The organism is Shewanella intestini (assembly GCF_018221465.1).
GTDB lineage: Bacteria > Pseudomonadota > Gammaproteobacteria > Enterobacterales > Shewanellaceae > Shewanella > Shewanella intestini.
On the sequence record NZ_JAAIKR010000002.1, the window covers coordinates 1 to 19,528 of the forward strand.

Consider the following 19,528-nt stretch of genomic DNA (forward strand, 5'->3'; position numbering starts at 1 on the left):
ATTACGTAAAACCAGATGTGGGTGTTGGCTCAGTTGGATGTTCAATCAGACAGTTGGCTTTTATTCCATTCAATACAATTAGTATTGATAAAACTAAGATGGGTCGTTAGCTCAGTCGGTAGAGCAGTTGGCTTTTAACCAATTGGTCGAAGGTTCGAATCCTTCACGACCCACCACTCTTTCTTCTTTGTCCCTAATTTATCCTATTTTTTGTTTGTATTCCCCATATCGCAATGTTACATCGAATCCTTCAAATCGTGCCAAAAACTTTAGTCTTATAGACTTATTGCTAATATTCATTTTCTCTAAACAACCCATATTAATATGTGATTTATAATTAAAATCATTGGGGAGACAAGGATGAATATTTCAAAAGTAAGTGTGCTAATCAGTTCTGCGCTATTTATGGCCACCGCACCAAGTTATGCCGATACACAGATGACTTTTGGTGGTTACATAAAAGCGGATGTCATGTTCAGTAGTTATGGTAATGGCGCGCCAGCATCAGGGCAATTATCTAGGCAGTTTTATGTGCCTGGTACTATTTATGGTACCGATGGTAATGGCAAACAAGTGGTAGACTTTCAAGCAAGAGAAACTCGGTTTAATTTTAAAACCGCAACAGATGTAAATGGCCATAAACTCACTGGTTTAATCGAACTTGATTTTATGACGCATTCTGATGGTAATGAACGGGTATCAAATAGTTATTCACCTCGTATTCGTCATGCCATTGTTAGCTATGATAACTGGACGGTTGGTCAAACTTGGACCACCTTTCAAAATCCAGGTGCGTTACCTGAAAATTTAGACTTTATTGGTGCTACTGATGGTGCTGTGTTTGTTAGGCAAAGTATGGTGCGTTACACCAATGGACATTGGCAATTTGCTTTAGAAAATCCTGAGACAACTGTTACACCTTATGGCGGCGGCGATCGCGTTGTTAGTGGTAACGGAATGATGCCTGATGTTGTTGCTCGTTATAATTATCATACTGATAGCGGTGCTAAAATGTCATTTTCGGCAATTGCGCGTCAACTTAATGTAGAGCAAGGCACCATTGATTCAACCGAACTTGGTTTTGGTGCGAGTGTGGCAGGGATGCTTCCTGTTGGAGATGATGACCTTAAATTTTCCGCCACTTATGGACAGGGGCTAGGCCGTTACCTTGGGTTAAATTATGCTAATGCTGGGGTTGTTAATGCTAATGGCGAAATTGAAGCGATTGACTCGATGGGTGGCTATGTAGCCTATCGTCATTGGTGGGATAGTCAATGGCGATCAAGTTTGACATTATCTGGTTTTAAGGCAGATAACGATACGGCATTAACCGGTAATAGTGTCAATGAAACCGCTTACTCAGGTTATGTAAACTTATTATATTCACCGTCTAAACCGTTAACGTTCGGGGTTGAGTATATGTATGCCTTAAATAAACGAGAAGATGGTAGCGATGGAGATTTAAACCGAGTGATTTTCTCTGCTAAATATGTGCTTTAACATGTACTTTTAAATAAAAAAAGCCCGTGGATACGGGCTTTTACGTGCACTGGTTATTTTAGTAAACCATTTTCACGTACATATTGTTCAAATTCAGTGCAGCCACCAATAGGCTGCTCATCGATAAAGATTTGCGGTACTGTTTCTACAGGTTTACCGACACTTTTAGACAGATCAGCTTTTGAGATCCCTTCTGCGTGAATATCGACATATTTAAATTTAAAATCTTCACGTTGCTCTGTTAGTTTTTCTGACAACTCAACCGCACGAACACAATATGGACACCCAGGGCGACCAAAAATAACAACAAACATAACGACTCCTACTTAATAATATGAGCAATTTATACCATACCTTTTTGGTAATACATAACCGATTTGGCGATACATTAATCCAACCAACAAAATCAACGGTAATGAGTTATTCCGATATGTTTTAAAACAGGTTAACTAAAGCTCGTTTTATATTGCCCTTGGTAGTCAAAATAAGACTCAACAACATCCCAACGATGATTATTTTTCTTTAATAGTAATAAGTCCGGTTTACGAAAGCGGCTTGTATCCTGAAGCACATCTTTTACACTTCGATATTGCGGGTGAAGAAGCCCGGGCGTTTTCGTATGAGGTATCACGAAAGTGGCAAAAAATGCCCGTTGTTGGGCTTGGGTTTCGAATCGATACTTATGGGTGTAATCATTACCCTCAATATCAAGATACTGTACTTGTAGTTGCTCTTCTAGCTGGCTTAACACCATTTGCTGGCATTTAAATAAATGATGGTGCTTAGACTGTAAAACCTCTTTAAGCCTTTTGTCAGGGTCAATAAGGGTAGATTGGCAGCTTTGACATACTCTTGCTGCAATGTCATTTTCTGCGCCGCAGTCAGGGCATTGTTTTGAGCGAAAACGAAAATCACATTGCTTAACCGTTAGATCGGCACTTTTATTAGGTGGTGATTGCTCAGCTTGGATTGTACCTTGGCAGCGGCGGCCAAAATGCTCAACAATATCACCGTCATTATCGACAATGCCCCAAAAAGTATTGGCGAATTGGCAGACAGGACAATGAACTTGTACTGGCACGGAGCGACTATTAGGTTTGGCGTGGCCAACTTCAGGGAAATACAAGTCATAACCATTAGCGGCGTAATCAATGACCAAACAATGTGATTTATCTTTAAATAAGCGTAAACCTCGCCCCACCATTTGCTGAAATAAACTAATAGAAGCCGTTGGGCGTAATATCGCAATAAAATCAACGTGTGGCGCATCGAAGCCTGTTGTTAACACAGCCACATTGACAATATATTTTAATGTCTGATCTTTAAATCGAATAATAATGTCGTCACGTTCATCATGCGGCGTCTTAGCGGTAATTAATGCTGCTGTATCATCAAGCAAGGTCATTATTTCTTGGGCATGGCGCACGGTTGCCGCAAAAATGATGACCCCTTTTCTAGCCTGTGCTAATGAAATGATTTGTTGCGTAATAGCCGTTGTTGCACGGCCTTGTTGATTGAGTAACGAATTAAGTTGTTGCTCAGGATATTCACCTGAATTTGATGGTGATAGGGCGCTAAAATCATATTGGGCGCTCAAGCCATCGAATATTTTAGGCTGAGTTAGAAAGCCTTTTTTGATCAATGGCCGCATGGGTAATTCAAAAATACACTTTTCAAAGGTGGGCTTTTCGGTATTGCCGATTTTACCGTGATAATGAAAACGATAAATCCAGCCAATGCCCAGTCTGTATGGCGTAGCTGTTAAGCCTAATAGTCTTATCGCAGGGTTTGCATGGCGTAAATGGGTAAGTAAGCTTTGATATTGGCTATCTTTATCATTTGATACACGGTGACATTCGTCGATAATAACCAATGAAAATGGTTGGTTAAATTTTTCAACTGCTTTTGCCGATGACTGAATACTGGCGACAACTGTTTTGCCTGTTGCTTGCTTTTGCTTTAACCCTGCCGAATAAATACTGGCTTTATCTGTCAGTAATTCTACTTTTTGGGCGTTTTGCTCCACCAACTCCTTAACGTGAGTAAGGATAAGAATATTACCTTTGGCAATGCGGGCTAATTCCGCAATCACGATGCTCTTTCCTGCCCCTGTTGGCAATACAATGACCGCAGAATCTTGACTACCTTTAAAGTGCTGTATTGCGGCATCAACTGACTGCTGCTGATAGTCACGTAATGTAAGCTTGGTTGACGTGGGCAATTTATTGCTCTGTTAGTGTTATATGTGCGGATATTAACATAAAAAAAGCCCTTCAAGTGAAGGGCTAATGGGGAGATATTTTTCAATCAGGTTTGTTAATAATCCAATGGTTAATTGAATATGACTAATCGACTTTATTGAGTCTTGTTTCAATAAGGGTATCAATAACCGCGGGGTCGGCTAACGTGGATGAATCACCTAAGTTAGTTATCTCGTTGGCAGCTATTTTACGTAAGAAGCGCCGCATAATTTTCCCAGAGCGGGTTTTAGGTAAGCCACCTGCAAATTGGATTAGATCTGGTGTCGCTAATGCCCCGATTTCTTTTCTTACCCATTGTCTTAATTCAAGTCTGAGCTCTTCAGTTGCTTCAATGCCGCGTGACAAGGTGACATAAGCGTAAATACCTTGGCCTTTAATGTCATGTGGATAACCCACCACGGCAGCTTCTGCAACGAGTTCATGTGCCACTAATGCACTTTCAACTTCTGCAGTGCCTAGGCGGTGTCCTGATACGTTAATAACGTCATCAACTCGGCCGGTTATCCAGTAATAGCCATCTTCATCTCGTTTGGCGCCGTCACCGGTAAAATACATGCCTCTAAAGGTTTTAAAGTAGGTTAGGGCAAAGCGGTCGTGGTCGCCAAATACGGTACGCATTTGCCCGGGCCATGAGTCTAATATCACTAAATTACCTTCTGCCGCACCGTCAATAATATTTCCGATATTATCAACTAGTGCAGGTTGCACACCAAAGAAAGGGCGTGTTGCAGAACCTGGTTTTGTGTCAGTAGCGCCTGGCAGTGGACTAATGAGCACGCCGCCTGTTTCTGTTTGCCACCAAGTATCAACAATAGGGCATTGTTCATGCCCGATGACTTCATGGTACCAACGCCATGCTTCTGGGTTAATGGGTTCACCAACTGAACCCATTATGCGTAATGATTTGCCACTGTAGTTGGTAAATTGTTCTTTACCTTCAGCCATTAATGCGCGGATGAGAGTAGGCGCAGTATATAAAATATTCACTTGATGACGGTCGACCATGTCACCTAATCGGGCAGGGCTTGGATGATTAGGGACACCTTCATGGATTAAAATGGTTGCACCGTTAGCCAGTGGACCGTAAACCATATAAGAGTGACCAGTAATCCAACCCACATCAGCTGTACACCAATAAACTTCATCTTGTTTGTAATCAAAAACATACTCATGAGTCATTGAGGCGTAAACCATATAACCGCCAGTAGTGTGTAACACACCTTTAGGGTTACCGGTTGAGCCTGAGGTATATAATAAAAATAACGGATCTTCAGCTCCCATTTCTTCATAGGCACAATGCTCAGATGCCACATCAACTAAATCATGCCACCAAATATCACGGCCTTGCTGCCAACTGATATCGCCGCCGGTGCGTTTTAAAACAATGACTTTCTCAACGCAATTAACGTCAGGGTTCGTTAGGGCGTCGTCGATGCTGTTTTTTAAGGCAATGGTTCTGCCGGCTCGAATGCCTTCGTCAGCAGTAATAAGCACTTTTGATTTTCCATCAATAACACGTGATGCAATAGAGTCAGGAGAGAATCCGCCAAAAATTACTGAGTGAATTGCGCCAATGCGGGCACAAGCTAACATTGCAACAGCGGCTTCAGGCACCATCGGCATATAAATGGTGACAACATCACCTTTAACGACACCTTGACTGCGTAACGCGTTGGCAAATTTACACACATCGCAATGCAATTGCTTATAGGTGATTTTTCGTTGTTCGTTAGCGTCATCGCCTTCCCAAATAATGGCAACCTTATCTCCATTGGCCTCTAAATGACGGTCTAAACAATTTGCGGATGCGTTAAGCGTCCCGTCATAGAACCAATTTATTGATAAATTATGGTCATCAAATGAGGTTTGTTTAATTTTGGTGTAGGGCTTAATCCAATTAATTCGTTGGCCATGTTCACGCCAAAAACCTTCAGGATTCACGATTGACTGCTGGTACATGGTTTTATATTGGTCGTTGTTAACCCGTGCATTGTCAGCAATATTGCTAGGAACTTGATACAGAGACTGCGAACTCATGGTTTTTCCCTTTCTAAAATGGCGTGCTAAAAGTATCGTCCGCAAAGGGTTACTAACACTATTAGACCTTGGTCTAGTTTTTAAAACTCCCTTTTATTTAGTTTGTTACAAGTGATTAAGCCAGTGGATAAAACTGTTCGGCTTTATAATGGTGATGAAAAAAAGTGATGCAAAAATCACCTTGATTATTTGTTAACGAATGATCATGCTAGTTGTGAAATTCTGCCTTAAAACATAAGCAAACTGGACTGTTATGAACTTGACCCTCATTGTTGGTGTAATTGCCATTTGTTATGTGACACTGCTATTTGTCATTGCATGGGGAGCTGAGCGTTGGTTTAGCAAGCTTACAAATAAAGTTCAAGTTTGGATTTATGGGTTAAGTTTAGCGGTTTACTGCTCTTCTTGGACATTCTTGGGCGCTGTTGGTCAAGCCGCGAGTGACTTGTGGTCATTTTTACCGATATTCCTTGGGCCTATTATTATTTTCACGTTTGGTTTTGGTTTACTGCGTAAAATGGTGGTGGTGTCAAAGGCACAAAATATTACCTCTGTTGCGGACTTTATCGCCGCGCGTTATGGAAAATCCCAAACGTTAGCAGCGTTAGTAACGCTCATTTCCGTGTTTGGCATCATGCCATATATTGCATTGCAGCTTAAGGCTATGATGTTGAGTTTAAATCTATTTCATAGTGCCCCTGGCTCCGGCAGTTCTGCTGCTATGGCGTTACTTATTACGGTTATTTTGGCTGTCTTTGCCATTTTATTTGGTACTCGAAAGTTAGATGCAACTGAACATAATCCCGGCATGATGGTGGCCATTGCTTTTGAGTCATTGGTGAAGTTGAGTGCTTTTTTATTGGTAGGCGCCATTATTACTTTTGGTTATTTTGATGGCTTTGGGGATATTTGGCAGCAAGCGTCTGCACAAGGTGTCATTGAAGCTGGCGAGCTGCGCATTAGCGCTTTTTTACCTGAGTTAATCATCGCCATGGCGGCATTTCTGTGTATGCCAAGACAGTTTCATGTGATGGTGGTTGAATGTGCTGGTGAGCGTGTTTTAAAAAAAGCCCGTTGGATTTTCCCTATTTATATTGGCTTATTTGCAATTTTTATTGCGCCGTTAGCGTTAGCCGGAAAATTGCTTCTAGGTGATAGCGTGCCCAGCGACTCTTATGTCATAAATCTTCCTTTAGCCTTAGATGAACCTTTTTTAGCCATTATTGCGTTGCTGGGTACGTTATCTGCGGCAACAGGTATGGTGATCGTGGCTGTTGTGACTATAAGTGTGATGATAAGTAATGAATGGATTGTCCCCATAATGCTTAAAACAGGGCTCATTCGTAATAAAAGCTTTAGTCAGTTTTCTTATTTTCTGCTCAACGTTCGTCGTCTTGCGATTGTACTTATCCTCGGTTGTGGTTACTTGAGCTTTATGTTGCTAGCACAAAGTGATTCATTAGCTAACCTTGGCATGTTGTCATTTGGTGCATTTGCGCAATTATCCCCCGCTTTGATTGGCGGTTTGTATTGGAAATACGGTAATCGTTCTGGGGTGTTTTTAGGTTTAGCTATTGGCTTTAGTTTGTGGTGTTTTATCTTGCTTCAAGGGGCGGGTGAAGCAAGGCTTATTGGTCAGGATGTTGGTTTCTTAGCATCAATTAATCCACATATTAGTGATACGTTAATCGCGCTGGGTGCCAATATTATTTGCTATATTTGGGGCTCTGTGTGGTTTAGAGCTGGGGTTGCTGAACGGATGCAAACCAGTAATTTTGTTAAGTCGCAACATTTAAAAACCAATAACGGTAAATATCAAGGGCCAATTTCACAACAAGACTTACTTATTCTTGCCAGTCGCTTTGTTAGTCCAACTCGCGCTTTTGACAGTTTCAGTCGTTACTCTCCTGATGTCGTTAAACCTGAAACCTCCAATAAAGCCGCATCTGAAAATTTAATCGCTCACACGGAGCATCTACTGGCAGGGGTGCTTGGCGCATCAAGTGCATCATTAGTGATGGAGTCTGTCTTGCAAGGGCGAGACTTAGCGCTGGATGAAGTTTTTAGTTTAGTAGACGAGGCATCATCAAAAATTATCCTCAGCCAAGATATGCTGCGCGGCGCAATTGAGCATGCTTATGAAGGCATGAGTGTGGTAGATAAAGACTTAAACCTAATGGCTTGGAATTACAAATATGCTGAACTATATCAATACCCTGAAGGTTTTTTACAGCAAGGAATGGCAATTGCGGAAGTGATCCGTTTTAACGCCGCTCGAGGCTTTTGTGGTAAAGGCGATATAGAAGAACAAGTGGCTGTTAGGGTACAACATATGCGCAATGGCAGTGCACATATTTCAGAGCGAGAACGTAAAGATGGCAAAGTGATTAAAATCCAAGGCAACCCAATGCCTGGTGGTGGCTTTGTGATGACATTTACCGATATCACCCAGTACCGCTTACAAGAAAAGGCGTTAAAAGAAGCCAATGAAACACTTGAAGAGCGCGTAAAAGCACGCACCTATGAATTAGCCATGTTAAATAGTGAGCTGCTTGAAGCAAAAGCGCAAGAAGAGCAAGCTCATGCGTCTAAAACACGATTTTTAGCCGCTGTTGGCCATGATTTAATGCAACCGTTGAATGCCGCAAGGTTATTTACTGCTTCATTATCGCAGTATCCCAATTTAGATTTAGAAGCAAAAACGACCATTTCTCACGTTAATAACTCATTGAAAACCGCGGGTGAATTATTAACGGATTTGTTAGATATTTCAAAACTTGATGCTGGTGGGGTTGAGGTCAATCGCCGCGATATTGCGGTGTCAGACATTCTCAATGGTTTAGCCGTTGAATTTAAGGCAATGGCCCAAGATGGAAATATCCGCTTTAGTCACCATATTCGCCCAATGACGGTGCACTCTGACCCGGCTTTATTAAGACGTATTTTGCAGAATTTTTTAACTAATGCATACCGATATGCCAGAGGCGGGCGGGTGTTGTTAGGTTGTCGGAAACGCCAAGACATGCTTGAAATCCAAGTGATTGATACAGGTTGTGGTATTGCAGCAGATAAAACGGAAGAAATCTTTCAAGAATTTAAACGCCTTAATCACCCAAGTAGCCGCAATGTTAGTGGGTTAGGGTTAGGGTTAGCTATAGCTGATAGAATTAGCAAAGTCCTTGGACATAAAATTAAACTTAGCTCAGAGGTCGGGCGAGGTTCGGTGTTTTCCATATTAGTCCCACTTGGGCACAGTTTTGGTACTCAAACGATTAAGCCCATGCCACAGATTATGCATCCACTTGCGGGTGTAAAAGTGCTTTGTATTGATAACGAACCCGCCATTCTTGCTGGTTTAGAATCACTGCTACAGCGTTGGCAATGTGAGGTGGTGTGTGCCAGTGACTTGGCCGATGCGCGGATAAAATTAGGGCTAAAAGGCATTGCCCCCGATATTGTGTTGGCTGATTACCATTTAGATGATGATCAAAATGGTGTTGATGCGCTTGATGGTATTCGCACTCGTTATGGCGAGCATATACAAGGCATATTAATTACGGCTAACACCAGTAAAACGCTAGTGGAAGATGTAGAAAAACGCGGTTATCACTATATGGCTAAAATGATTAAACCCGCTGCGTTAAGGGCATTAATGTCGAGTCTGGTGAAATAAACAATAACAGTACATCTGGCTTTTATATTGATTTGTAGCTTGTTTTTATCCAAAAGGTTTAATAAATGTATTGTTTGGGGTGTTAAATGCTATCAACATTTTTTGCGGCATCTAGTTTGTGGGGCTAGCATAAAGCCGCATATTTTTATGGCTTTTGTGTTATTTATTAAACCTTGCTTTAGGCGCAATAAAAAACCTTGCCGATATAAATATGCCAATGGCAATTTATCTCAAGCAAGGTTTATTTTGCTAACTTACTCACAGGTATGTTAGTGGCCAAATAAGTGAAAGAGGGTCACTTATTTAGTTAGTTTTGCATAGTAATCAAACAATACAGGTACATCATTTTGAGCAAGACCTGCATCAACTGCAGCTTGTAAGCTCTTAGATGTGCCTTCAGCGATTAATGATTCAGTACCTAAATCTTTAACCATTTCTAAGAAGTAACCAAGGTCTTTGTTTGCGTTAGCAATTGAGAAGCCAAGTTTTTCTTCGCCATCTACAGCGTAGAATTTACAGAACTGCATAAATGGCGAGTTTGAAGGACCTGCTGACATAATGTCGAATAACTGTTGACCGTCAACCCCCGCTTTTTGTGCAACAGCAAATGCTTGAGACATCGTTGCAACAGTGGTCATGCCCATGAAGTTGTTCACAAGTTTAGTCACATGGCCTGAACCTAGCGCACCTAAATGGAATACGTTTTCACCTTGGTCGTCAAGAACTGGTTTAACTTTATTGAAGGTGTCTAAATCACCTGCGGCCATGATGTTTAATAAACCATCTTTCGCGTGTGCTGGCGTACGACCTAGAGGTGCATCAATCATACCTGCGCCTTTAGCTGCAAGGTCAGCACCAATTTTACGAGTTGAAGCAGGGATAGAAGTACCAAAGTCAACTAAAACAGCGCCTTCTTTAATACCCGCTAAGATACCATCATCTGCGTAAACAATTTTTTCAACAACAGCAGATGTTGTTAAACATAACATGACGATGTCACTTTTTTCAGCAAGTTCTTTTGCAGTAGCAACAGTGTTAGCGCCACGTGCAACGCATGCTGCAACTGCGTCTTTGTTTAGATCCATTACATTAAGTTCATAACCGCGTTTCTGCAGGTTTTTAACCATGTTGCCGCCCATAAGACCAAGGCCGATAAAACCGATGACTGGCTTTGTCATAACTAACTCCTAAATATTGGGTATCTACAAATCTGAAATAGATTTATCATTGTGTTGACCTAATTGTATTACAAATAGGATAAGCTTTGCCAATGATATTTGTTGACCAATTTCATGTTTTTGGACATATAAAAGCTCATAAAACAATTAATGTTGTATTTAAAATGTAATCAGAGTGATTTCTGTACAGCTGAAGGAATAAAAAAATCACTGCTGAACGGAAGCGTGAGTTCAACAGTGATTGTGTCAATCGTTTAGAATTTTGCTCGAACACCTAACGTATAGCGACGGTCTGCTTCACTATATAGCCATGTAGAGTCTAATTCTGTCGTGTATTCAATTGGTTCACCGGTTAAGTTAACGACATTACCGACAACAGTGAATGTGTCGTTGATGTCCCAGCTAGCAGAGAAATCAAATTGACCTCTGGCTTCTCTGTAACTATTACCAACCGTTGGATCGAGACTGGTGTCTGAGTTATTTAAGCCAAGCTCACCAACAGTTTGAACACGTTTAACCACTTGGTCATCAAGATAGCGGTCACGCCAGTTATAAGCTAAGCGAAGTTGAACATCTTCACTTTCCCAATAAAATTGAGCATTAGCGGTGTTTTTAGAGATTTTAAGTAACGGATTACCATCAGGCTGTTCACTATCGGCATAGGTGTAGTTGGCATTTATACCTAAACCAGACCATATGCCAGGTAATGAGGTAAATTGCTGCATGTAAGCCAGCTCTAAACCTTTAACTTCACCGCTGCCACCATTGACATCAGTATCAATCACAATACCTGTGCGGCCTGCTGCTTTTTCTGCATCAACATAGGCTAAACCTTGATCTGTGGTCGCAAAGTTAATGTCGCCTTGGCTTTGGCCTGCAGTATCTAACAAACAAATGTTATCCCACTGAGTCGTGTTTTGGCCACTGACGGTACTTGAATCGGCTAAACAGCTTCGGTCTGTTTGGGTGAATGAGTTGACTTCTTTATAGAAAATCGCTGCTGACATTAGCCCGTCTTCAAAGTAATGCTCTAAAGAGAGGTCATATTGAGTGACGCGGTATGGCTCAAGTTGATAAGAACCCTGAGTCCCCGTGACTAATGAATTATCAATTTCTAACGCTGGGCTTAACTCCCCAAAGTCTGCGCGGCGCATCACTTTTGCCGCACCAAATCGCATTAATGTATCTTGAGTTAAGGTATAGGTGACGTTTAAGCTGGGTAAAAAGTCGTTGTAGTCATTCTTACCTGTTGTAAGAACTTTATTACCGTTAGCATCAATGGAGTCGACAACACTCGATTCCAGCTCAGTTTTAATATAACGACCACCAAATACAGCGGTTAAATCGTCAAAATCTAAATGGAATTGGGCATAAATTGCGCTGGTTTTTTCATTGATTTCTTTGTAAGCGCCGTTATCTTCAACCATATTGTCAGCTAAAGAACCTGACATTGCATAGGATGTGTCTTGAAGCATTTGTTGCACTAACAAATAAGTCGCATCAGCATCTTTTAGGCGCTCTGCATCGTAAACATAGTAATTTAATAAGTCATTTTGACCAGCAATACCGGTTTGATCGAATGAGTTATTTAAATCTACTGAGGTGAATGTTCCACTTAAGATTGGGTCATCAATCCAAGTTGGGCTGTAGTTACCGTTAGCATCGGTAGCACGTTTATATGAATCTTTTAAGGTGTTACCATTTGGCTTTAAGTCATAACGAGTCGATGAATAATCTCGGTCAGTAAAGCGGACACCAGCTTTAACTGCTGAGACAAAATCTAAACCGATATCGTTAATTTTAAAGTCAAATCGTAGTGCTTGTTCTTCATTATCTGAATCAATGGTTTTATGGAAAAACTCTCGGAAAACCAAGTTGTCAGGGTTTGAAAGCATGCCTGAGTCAGCATATGTGTACCCAGGAATACCACTGCCAGAGGTGAAACTACCTGTGCTGGTATGAGTGATAAGGTCTAATGTGGGTGGTGTACGTTCAATTGGACGAAGGTTAAACTCAGATGCTGTTTGGCGTTGCTCTGATTTTGAGATTGAGTATTCAGCGGCTAATTCAATATTATCAGTAATGTTCCACTCGCCACCTAATGCATGTGAAGTAGAATCATCAGTGGTGAAGTCACTCCATGTTTTTGGAATAACCAACACACCATCTAAGTCATAGTTATGTAAGACCCCATTGGCATCATAATATGAGTCGTCTCTAGCGACCACGTTTCCGCCAACATCTAAAATAGAGTAGGCGGCTTGTCCACCATCAAGCTTAGTGGCGTTAATGTCTAAATAGATACTTGCTTCTTCGCTTACAGGCGCCCATTGCAGTGATATACCATACGCGGTACGTTCACGTTCTTCAGTTTTTTGCTCAACGGTGGTTTGAGTGTAACGTTGGTATTTACCGTTTGGACCGTTTGAATCATCAATTGTGCCGTCGCCATTGATATCAATATTGTCTTGTAAATCAATTTTATTGAAATACTCATCACGGCGAATTTCACGGTCTAAATACGACAAATTTACCGATGCACCAAAACTACCTGCATCGCCTAAATCCCAGTTGTTACCAATACCCGCTGAAAAGTTAGGTGCTACATTTTCAGTTTTATCAGCATATTCACCATCTAATGTAATGGCCACTAAAGGTTCAGATAGCTCTAATGGACGAATGGTTTGCATATTAACCGTGCCGCCTAATGCGCCTTCAATCATCTCAGGTGTTGGCGACTTAATCACCTCTACCGTTTTTAAGAAGCTTGATGGGAAATCATCTAAACCAATACCACCACGACCAGAGCCAGCAGTAGAGCGACCGTTGAGTAATATTAAGTTTTCTGATATACCACGAATAGTCACTTCTTGGCCAACACCGAAATCAGACTCAATCGATACACCAGTAATACGTTGTAGTGCTTCAGCAATGTTGTTGTCTGGTAGTTTACCAATGTCTTCAGCAACAATGGCATCAACAATACGTTCGTCAGTACGCTTAAGTAAATTGGCCTTTTTTAGACTGCCAAAAATCCCGCGTACAGCAATGACTTCCATTTCCTGTTCTTGTGACGCTGACGTTGATTCAGGCTCTGCTGCCATGACTGGCATTGATAAAGCTGCTGTTAACGTGGCACCAAACAAGGTGACATTATTGGCTTTATTTTTTGCCCCACTAAACAACTTACTTATTTTATTCAACTTCATAATTCCTCCCCAAAGGATTTATTGTTGGTAAGGTCATTTTGTTGTATGACCAATAATTGCACATTTAATAGCTGCAACATTTATATAACACATTACCGGGTCGTGCAACTTGTTATTACCATCTGGTTAACAATTGTAAGTACTGATACAGTATTTCTAGTTAAACTGGATTCGGGTTAATTGCCATGGTTTAAAGGAATGCTGTTGTTATCAAAGTGGTTTTTAGGAAGGCGGTTTTGAGGTCTGCAGCAAACAAATTGGCGAGATTAACGAAGGGATTTTATTGGTATTAACAATTGGTCATAACCTTGGTGTTTATTGGTTGTTTTTTTCTGTCTTATCAGGTTATTGGTTATACCTGTTGGTAAGTCGCTGTGTTGTGGCAAGTGAGCGGTGACAGGGTATTAATGGGTTTTGTTTATTAGTAGCGGCTTTGTAAGGGGATAAAGTGTCATTGGGCTAAATGGGTTGTTTGAATTGCACAAATAACCAAGCGTAATCGTGCAGTGGTACTTACACGCCGGTTTGCAATCAATATGTTGTTGTGTGCACTTGGTAAGTGCACAAAGCGGCTTGAAAGGTGTTTGTAGTATGTTGTCGAACTCAAGCTTGAAAACCATGAAGAAAAGATAGTTGTCGATGACCTTAGTCGCTAATCGCCTCACAATTGAAGATGTTATAGTTGAGCATATAACATGAAGGGGGAAAGTTAGAGGCTGAAAGCTTTGTCAGTTAAGCAATATTTTGAACAGTGGTTGGTGCTTTTCGTCGTTTACGGTAACAGTCAATAACAATGATTAGTTTCTCTCATTTAAATCAGCATTGAGCCGCGTGATAAATGGTGAATAACTTACTCGTTACTCACCATTTTCTACTTTATATAAGCAGCTTACAAACTTACCCATTACTGTGAGTATTACCAGCGGCTTGCTCAATTGTCATGTTTTTAATAATGGTTTTCATTGCTTGAGTCAGGGCTGTTAACTGCTTGGATGTAATGATATAAGGCGGGGTGATATAAATAACATGGCCAAAAGGGCGGATCCACACACCAAGTTCAATAAAGGCTTGTTGTAGAGCGCTAATATTAATCGCGCACTCCATTTCAATCACGCCAACAGCGCCGAGTACCCGCACGTCTTTAACCCGAGCGAATTGCCGTGCTGGTTCAAGCTCTTGCTGCATTTGCTGAGCGATTGCATTGACTTGTTGCTGCCAGTTACCCTTTTGAAGTAAAGCAATACTTGCCTCGGCAGCAGCGCAGGCAAGTGGGTTGGCCATAAAAGTTGGTCCGTGCATAAATACGCCAGCAGGTGACTGACTAATACCTAATGCGACTTCATCGGTGCACATGGTGGCTGCTAGGCTAATGTAACCGCCGGTTAATGCTTTGCCTAAACATAAAATATCTGCTTCTATGCCGGCATGCTCATAGGCAAATAATTTACCCGTCCGGCCAAACCCCGTTGCTATTTCATCAAGTATCAACAGCACCTGATATTTATCACATAAGGCTCTAACAGCCTTTAAGTATTCGGCTGAATAAAAGTGCATTCCACCAGCACCCTGCATTATTGGTTCAATAATAAATGCGGCAATATCTTGATGATGGTTTTGTAAGATGGCTTCTAGTGCTTGGGTGTCTTGCGCCGAAACAGTGTCACCAAAGGCCGAAGTTGGGGTTGGAGCAAACAGTTGTTTGATCAGTGTGTCACCAAACATGGTGTGCATGCCGTTGTCAGGGTCACAGATGCTCATCGTTGCAAATGTATCACCATGATAACCGCCTTTGACGGTCAATATGCGCTGTTTATTTTGGGTGCGAACCTGTTGGCCGCCAACTTGAACGTGCTGCTTGCCTTGCCAGTATTGAATGGCCATTTTAATGGCCACTTCAACAGAGATAGAGCCTGAATCAGCTAAAAACACTTTGGTTAAATTCGCGCTGGTTACATCCACTAAACGTTTACAAACATTAATGGCGGGGGCGTGGGTTAATCCGCCGAACATCACATGGCTTAATGTTGATAATTGGGTTTGCATTGCTTCAATAATGTCTGGGTGATGATAACCATGTACACACGCCCACCACGAGCTCGTTCCGTCAATTACGGTGTCGCCATTACTTAAGGTTAATTCGCACCCCTTGGCAGATGTTACGCCTGTGACGCTTACCGGTAGTGTCATTGAAGTATAAGGATGCCAAATATGTTGTTGGTCGAATTCAAAATCGATCTCAGTTGTTAATTGAGGTAAATTATCACTGTTCATTATTTAACCGTTAGTATAGTTGCTGCCACTGGTCAGATTGACAGTTTACGGCCTGACAGTATCCTAGCCAACATAAATTATAAAAAGGATAAGATGTTATGTCGTTAGCTATCGTTCGTCACGATTGGACTAAATCAGAAATTGAAGCCCTGTTTGCGCTGCCTATGAATGACTTATTATTTAAAGCGCACAGTATTCATCGTGAGAATTTTGATCCTAACGAAGTCCAAATCAGTCGGTTATTGTCGATTAAAACCGGGGCTTGTCCTGAAGATTGTAAATATTGTCCGCAAAGTGCGCGTTATGACACTGGCCTAGAAAAAGAACGCTTACTAGAAATTGATAAGGTACTAACCGAAGCTAAGAGTGCAAAAGCAGCTGGTGCATCGCGTTTTTGTATGGGCGCAGCTTGGCGTAACCCCAAAGAGCGTGATATGCCGTACTTGACCCAAATGGTGAAAGATGTAAAAGCATTAGGCATGGAAACTTGCATGACATTAGGCATGTTATCTAAAACACAGTCTGATGAATTAGCGCAAGCTGGCTTAGATTATTACAACCATAACCTTGACACTTCACCTGAATATTATGGTGACGTTATCACCACTCGTACCTATCAAAACCGTATTGATACATTATCAAATGTGCGTGCTTCAGGTATGAAAGTGTGTTCTGGTGGGATAGTCGGTATGGGCGAAAAAGCCACAGACCGTGCGGGTTTGTTACAACAACTCGCCAATTTAGCTCAACATCCTGATTCTGTGCCGATTAACATGTTGGTTAAAGTAGCTGGTACGCCTTTTGAAAACATTGATGATATAGACCCGCTGGAGTTTGTGCGCACCATCGCGGTGGCGCGTATTATTATGCCGCTGTCACGGGTGCGGTTGTCTGCTGGCCGTGAAAACATGAGCGATGAATTGCAATCAATGTGCTTCTTTGCTGGTGCGAACTCTATTTTCTATGGATGTAAATTATTGACCACAGCAAATCCTGAAGAAAACGACGATTTGGCCATGTTTGCTCGTTTAGGTTTGCATCCTGAACAAGGCCCAAGTGCCGTTAATGAAGCTGATTTAGACAATGAATCTAAAATGTTAGCCAAAGCTAATGCCAATAAAGACCGTCAGTCAAAACAATTTTACGATGCTGCAGCGCTGTAAATCGCAATATGACTTCTTCAATATGCGCCAAATTGCATCCGATAAGCGAAAAAATGCAGACGCAGTTAGTGGCGCAAAAAAAACAACATCAATTACGACAACGTAAACTGTCGCCGCAATCGATGGTTGATTTTAGTCATAATGATTATCTTGGGTTAGCCAGTGAGCCTTTACTTGCCGATGCACTTTATCAAGGTGCACGACAGTACGGGGTTGGCAGTAAAGCATCACCTTTGGTTTCAGGCTATTCAAGCGCTCATCAAGCATTGGAACAACAACTTTGCCAAGTTACTGGACATCAAGCTTGTATGTTGTTTAGTTCTGGCTTTAGCGCAAATTGCGCACTTATGAATACCTTGTTGACGCCTAATGATGTGGCGTTAACCGACAAGCTTATTCATGCCTCTATTATCGATGGTATACAGCACAGCGGCGCTAAATTGAGCCGTTTTTTGCATAACGATCTCACCAGTTTACAAACTCGGCTACAACAATACCCTAATAGCATTGTGGTCACCGAAAGCATTTTTAGTATGGACGGCGATGGCGCGCCATTAATGGCTATGGCGAAATTGTGCCAGCAATATCAAGCATGGCTGGTGGTTGATGATGCTCACGGCTTTGGAGTGACTGGCGATATCAGTACACAGTTAAGTGCAACAAATGCAGCCATTGCCGATATTCAAGTGGTGACATTTGGTAAAGCGTTAGGTTGTCAAGGTGCTGCAGTGTTAGCGTCAAACGAGGTGATTGAGTTTTTAGTGGCTAATGCACGAGACTATATTTATTCCACCGCTTTATCACCAGCCAGTGCCCATCTTGCGTTAAGTGCACTTAAATTGTTAAACAATGAGCCGCAGCGGCGCAGGCGCTTAGCCACTAATATTCGCTTTTTTAAAGCGGCAGCGGCAAAACATGGGATAACATTAATCCACTCAAATAGTGCAATTCAACCCGTTATCATTGGTGATAACCAAACGACCATGCTCATTGCTAAGCAATTGGCTGAGCAAGGTTTTGCTGTTGGCGCAATTCGCTCACCAACAGTGCCGAAAGGGGCTGCAAGATTAAGGGTGACACTTAATAGTCAACACACTGAGAAACAAATTGAACAGCTGTTAGAGGCAATTTCAGTTGAAATTAATTCAGCGGGTCATGCGTAGTTTGACACATTGATAATGAATGTATTTTTAAGTGGTAACAAATAATCATGATGGTAGATAACCCAGTGGCTGATGCTTTTTCTCATGCGGCATCACAGTATAAAAAGCATGATGTTGTACAGCGTTTAAGCGCTGACTTATTGCAACAGTTTATGTTATCAACGCCGCAATATGCCAGTGGGCATTTAGTTGATATTGGCTGTGGTCCTGGCACCGATTTTAGTCTGTTCAGTGAGGTAAATCAGATTACTGCGGTAGATATTGCTCCGCAAATGTTAGCGCAAGTGAAATCACACTTTCCGCAATATCAGTGCGTGTGCGCCAATGTTGAACACCTTTTTGTTGCCAATGACACGCTTACTTCTCATGCGCTTGACAACACGCCTACAAACAACACGTCTATAAGTAATACACCTACAAATAACACGCTGATGCTTAACAGTGCTAATAGTATTTATTCAAATTTAGCATTGCAGTGGTGTGATGACTTCCATGCCGCCATCACTCAAATTCAGCGCTTACTTCGGCCGTTAGGGACTTGTCATTTAGCCGTGGTTGCCGATGGCAGCCTGCCTGAATTAAAAGCACTGGGTTTTAGAGTTAATCAGTTTATGCACATGCCTAGCATGTTAAATGCCTTTGGTGTGAATGAGCATATCGAAGCTGAACATTGTAATGAAGTTAAGCTAGCGCCAGCACAAAAAACGCAGGGTATTAACTATGGATATCAAAGCAATTTGCACAATGAAGCTGATCGTGTGGATAACATGACCGGTGAGTTAACCCCGCCGGCTAATGCGAAACCACATGCGACTTGGCAGCTACTTGATGCCAAAGTCGTTAAATTAACGGTTTATTTTGAAGATTTAAAAAGCTTGTTGTATTCAATTAAAGGCGTAGGAGCTTCAGTGGTCGATGACGTTAACGCGACAAGCAAAATAAAACCCTTAAGTAAAAGCCAATGGTTAAAGCGGATTGAGTTAGCTCAGGGTTTAAGAACCGCGAAAGGCATTCCACTTACTTATCATATTGCGTTAATTCACGCCCAAAATCATCAATAAATAAGTGAGTCG

The 19,528-nt window shown here is 41.7% G+C and carries 11 protein-coding genes and 1 tRNA gene; 6 read left to right on the plus strand and 6 right to left on the minus strand.

Features of this window, described 5'->3' with window-relative positions; all coding sequences use genetic code 11:
* The first annotated feature begins 100 nt into the window (after positions 1–100).
* A tRNA-Lys gene (locus G3R48_RS03155) sits at positions 101–176 on the plus strand.
* A gap of 184 nt (positions 177–360) precedes the next feature.
* Positions 361–1,500, plus strand: coding sequence for a DcaP family trimeric outer membrane transporter (locus G3R48_RS03160; protein WP_153663027.1), 1,140 nt, complete (start codon positions 361–363; stop codon positions 1,498–1,500).
* A gap of 53 nt (positions 1,501–1,553) precedes the next feature.
* Here G3R48_RS03160 and G3R48_RS03165 read toward each other — a convergent pair whose 3' ends face one another.
* The 3 genes from G3R48_RS03165 to acs all read right to left on the minus strand — a co-directional run bounded on the left by G3R48_RS03165 (position 1,554) and on the right by acs (position 5,798).
* Positions 1,554–1,814 (minus strand): GrxA family glutaredoxin, encoded by a 261-nt coding sequence (locus tag G3R48_RS03165; RefSeq protein WP_153663029.1) that lies wholly within the window; start codon positions 1,812–1,814, stop codon positions 1,554–1,556.
* Positions 1,815–1,945: 131 nt separating this feature from the next.
* Positions 1,946–3,721, minus strand: coding sequence for a DNA repair helicase RadD (gene radD, locus G3R48_RS03170; RefSeq protein ID WP_153663031.1), 1,776 nt, complete (start codon positions 3,719–3,721; stop codon positions 1,946–1,948).
* A gap of 124 nt (positions 3,722–3,845) precedes the next feature.
* The gene (gene acs, locus G3R48_RS03175) at positions 3,846–5,798 is read right to left on the minus strand and encodes an acetate--CoA ligase (RefSeq protein ID WP_153663032.1); all 1,953 of its coding nucleotides are present in this window, start codon (positions 5,796–5,798) and stop codon (positions 3,846–3,848) included.
* Positions 5,799–6,051: 253 nt separating this feature from the next.
* Between acs and G3R48_RS03180 the strand changes: the two genes are divergently transcribed.
* Positions 6,052–9,471 (plus strand): hybrid sensor histidine kinase/response regulator, encoded by a 3,420-nt coding sequence (locus G3R48_RS03180; RefSeq protein WP_153663034.1) that lies wholly within the window; start codon positions 6,052–6,054, stop codon positions 9,469–9,471.
* A gap of 299 nt (positions 9,472–9,770) precedes the next feature.
* On the opposite strand, the gene G3R48_RS03185 is transcribed toward G3R48_RS03180, so the two are convergent.
* The 3 genes from G3R48_RS03185 to bioA all read right to left on the minus strand — a co-directional run bounded on the left by G3R48_RS03185 (position 9,771) and on the right by bioA (position 16,129).
* Positions 9,771–10,649 carry an NAD(P)-dependent oxidoreductase gene (locus tag G3R48_RS03185; RefSeq protein WP_153663036.1) on the minus strand — a complete coding sequence of 293 codons (879 nt, stop codon included), beginning with the start codon at positions 10,647–10,649 and terminating at the stop codon, positions 9,771–9,773.
* A gap of 254 nt (positions 10,650–10,903) precedes the next feature.
* Positions 10,904–13,858, minus strand: a complete 2,955-nt coding sequence (locus G3R48_RS03190) for a TonB-dependent receptor (protein WP_153663038.1) — start codon at positions 13,856–13,858, stop codon at positions 10,904–10,906.
* A gap of 897 nt (positions 13,859–14,755) precedes the next feature.
* Entirely contained in the window at positions 14,756–16,129 is a 1,374-nt protein-coding gene (gene bioA / locus G3R48_RS03195) for an adenosylmethionine--8-amino-7-oxononanoate transaminase (RefSeq protein ID WP_153663040.1), read from the minus strand.
* 98 nt (positions 16,130–16,227) lie between these two features.
* On the opposite strand from bioA, the gene bioB reads away from it, so the two are divergent.
* Genes bioB through G3R48_RS03210 form a run of 3 tightly spaced genes read left to right on the plus strand, consistent with a single transcriptional unit; the run spans position 16,228 to position 19,516 of the window.
* Positions 16,228–17,292, plus strand: coding sequence for a biotin synthase BioB (gene bioB / locus G3R48_RS03200; protein WP_153663042.1), 1,065 nt, complete (start codon positions 16,228–16,230; stop codon positions 17,290–17,292).
* Between the two features lie 53 nt (positions 17,293–17,345).
* Positions 17,346–18,455 (plus strand): aminotransferase class I/II-fold pyridoxal phosphate-dependent enzyme, encoded by a 1,110-nt coding sequence (locus G3R48_RS03205; protein WP_228497363.1) that lies wholly within the window; start codon positions 17,346–17,348, stop codon positions 18,453–18,455.
* A 47-nt stretch (positions 18,456–18,502) separates the two neighbouring features.
* Positions 18,503–19,516: a methyltransferase domain-containing protein gene (locus G3R48_RS03210; RefSeq protein WP_228497365.1), complete on the plus strand. Its 1,014-nt coding sequence runs from the start codon at positions 18,503–18,505 to the stop codon at positions 19,514–19,516.
* Positions 19,517–19,528: the final 12 nt, after the last annotated feature.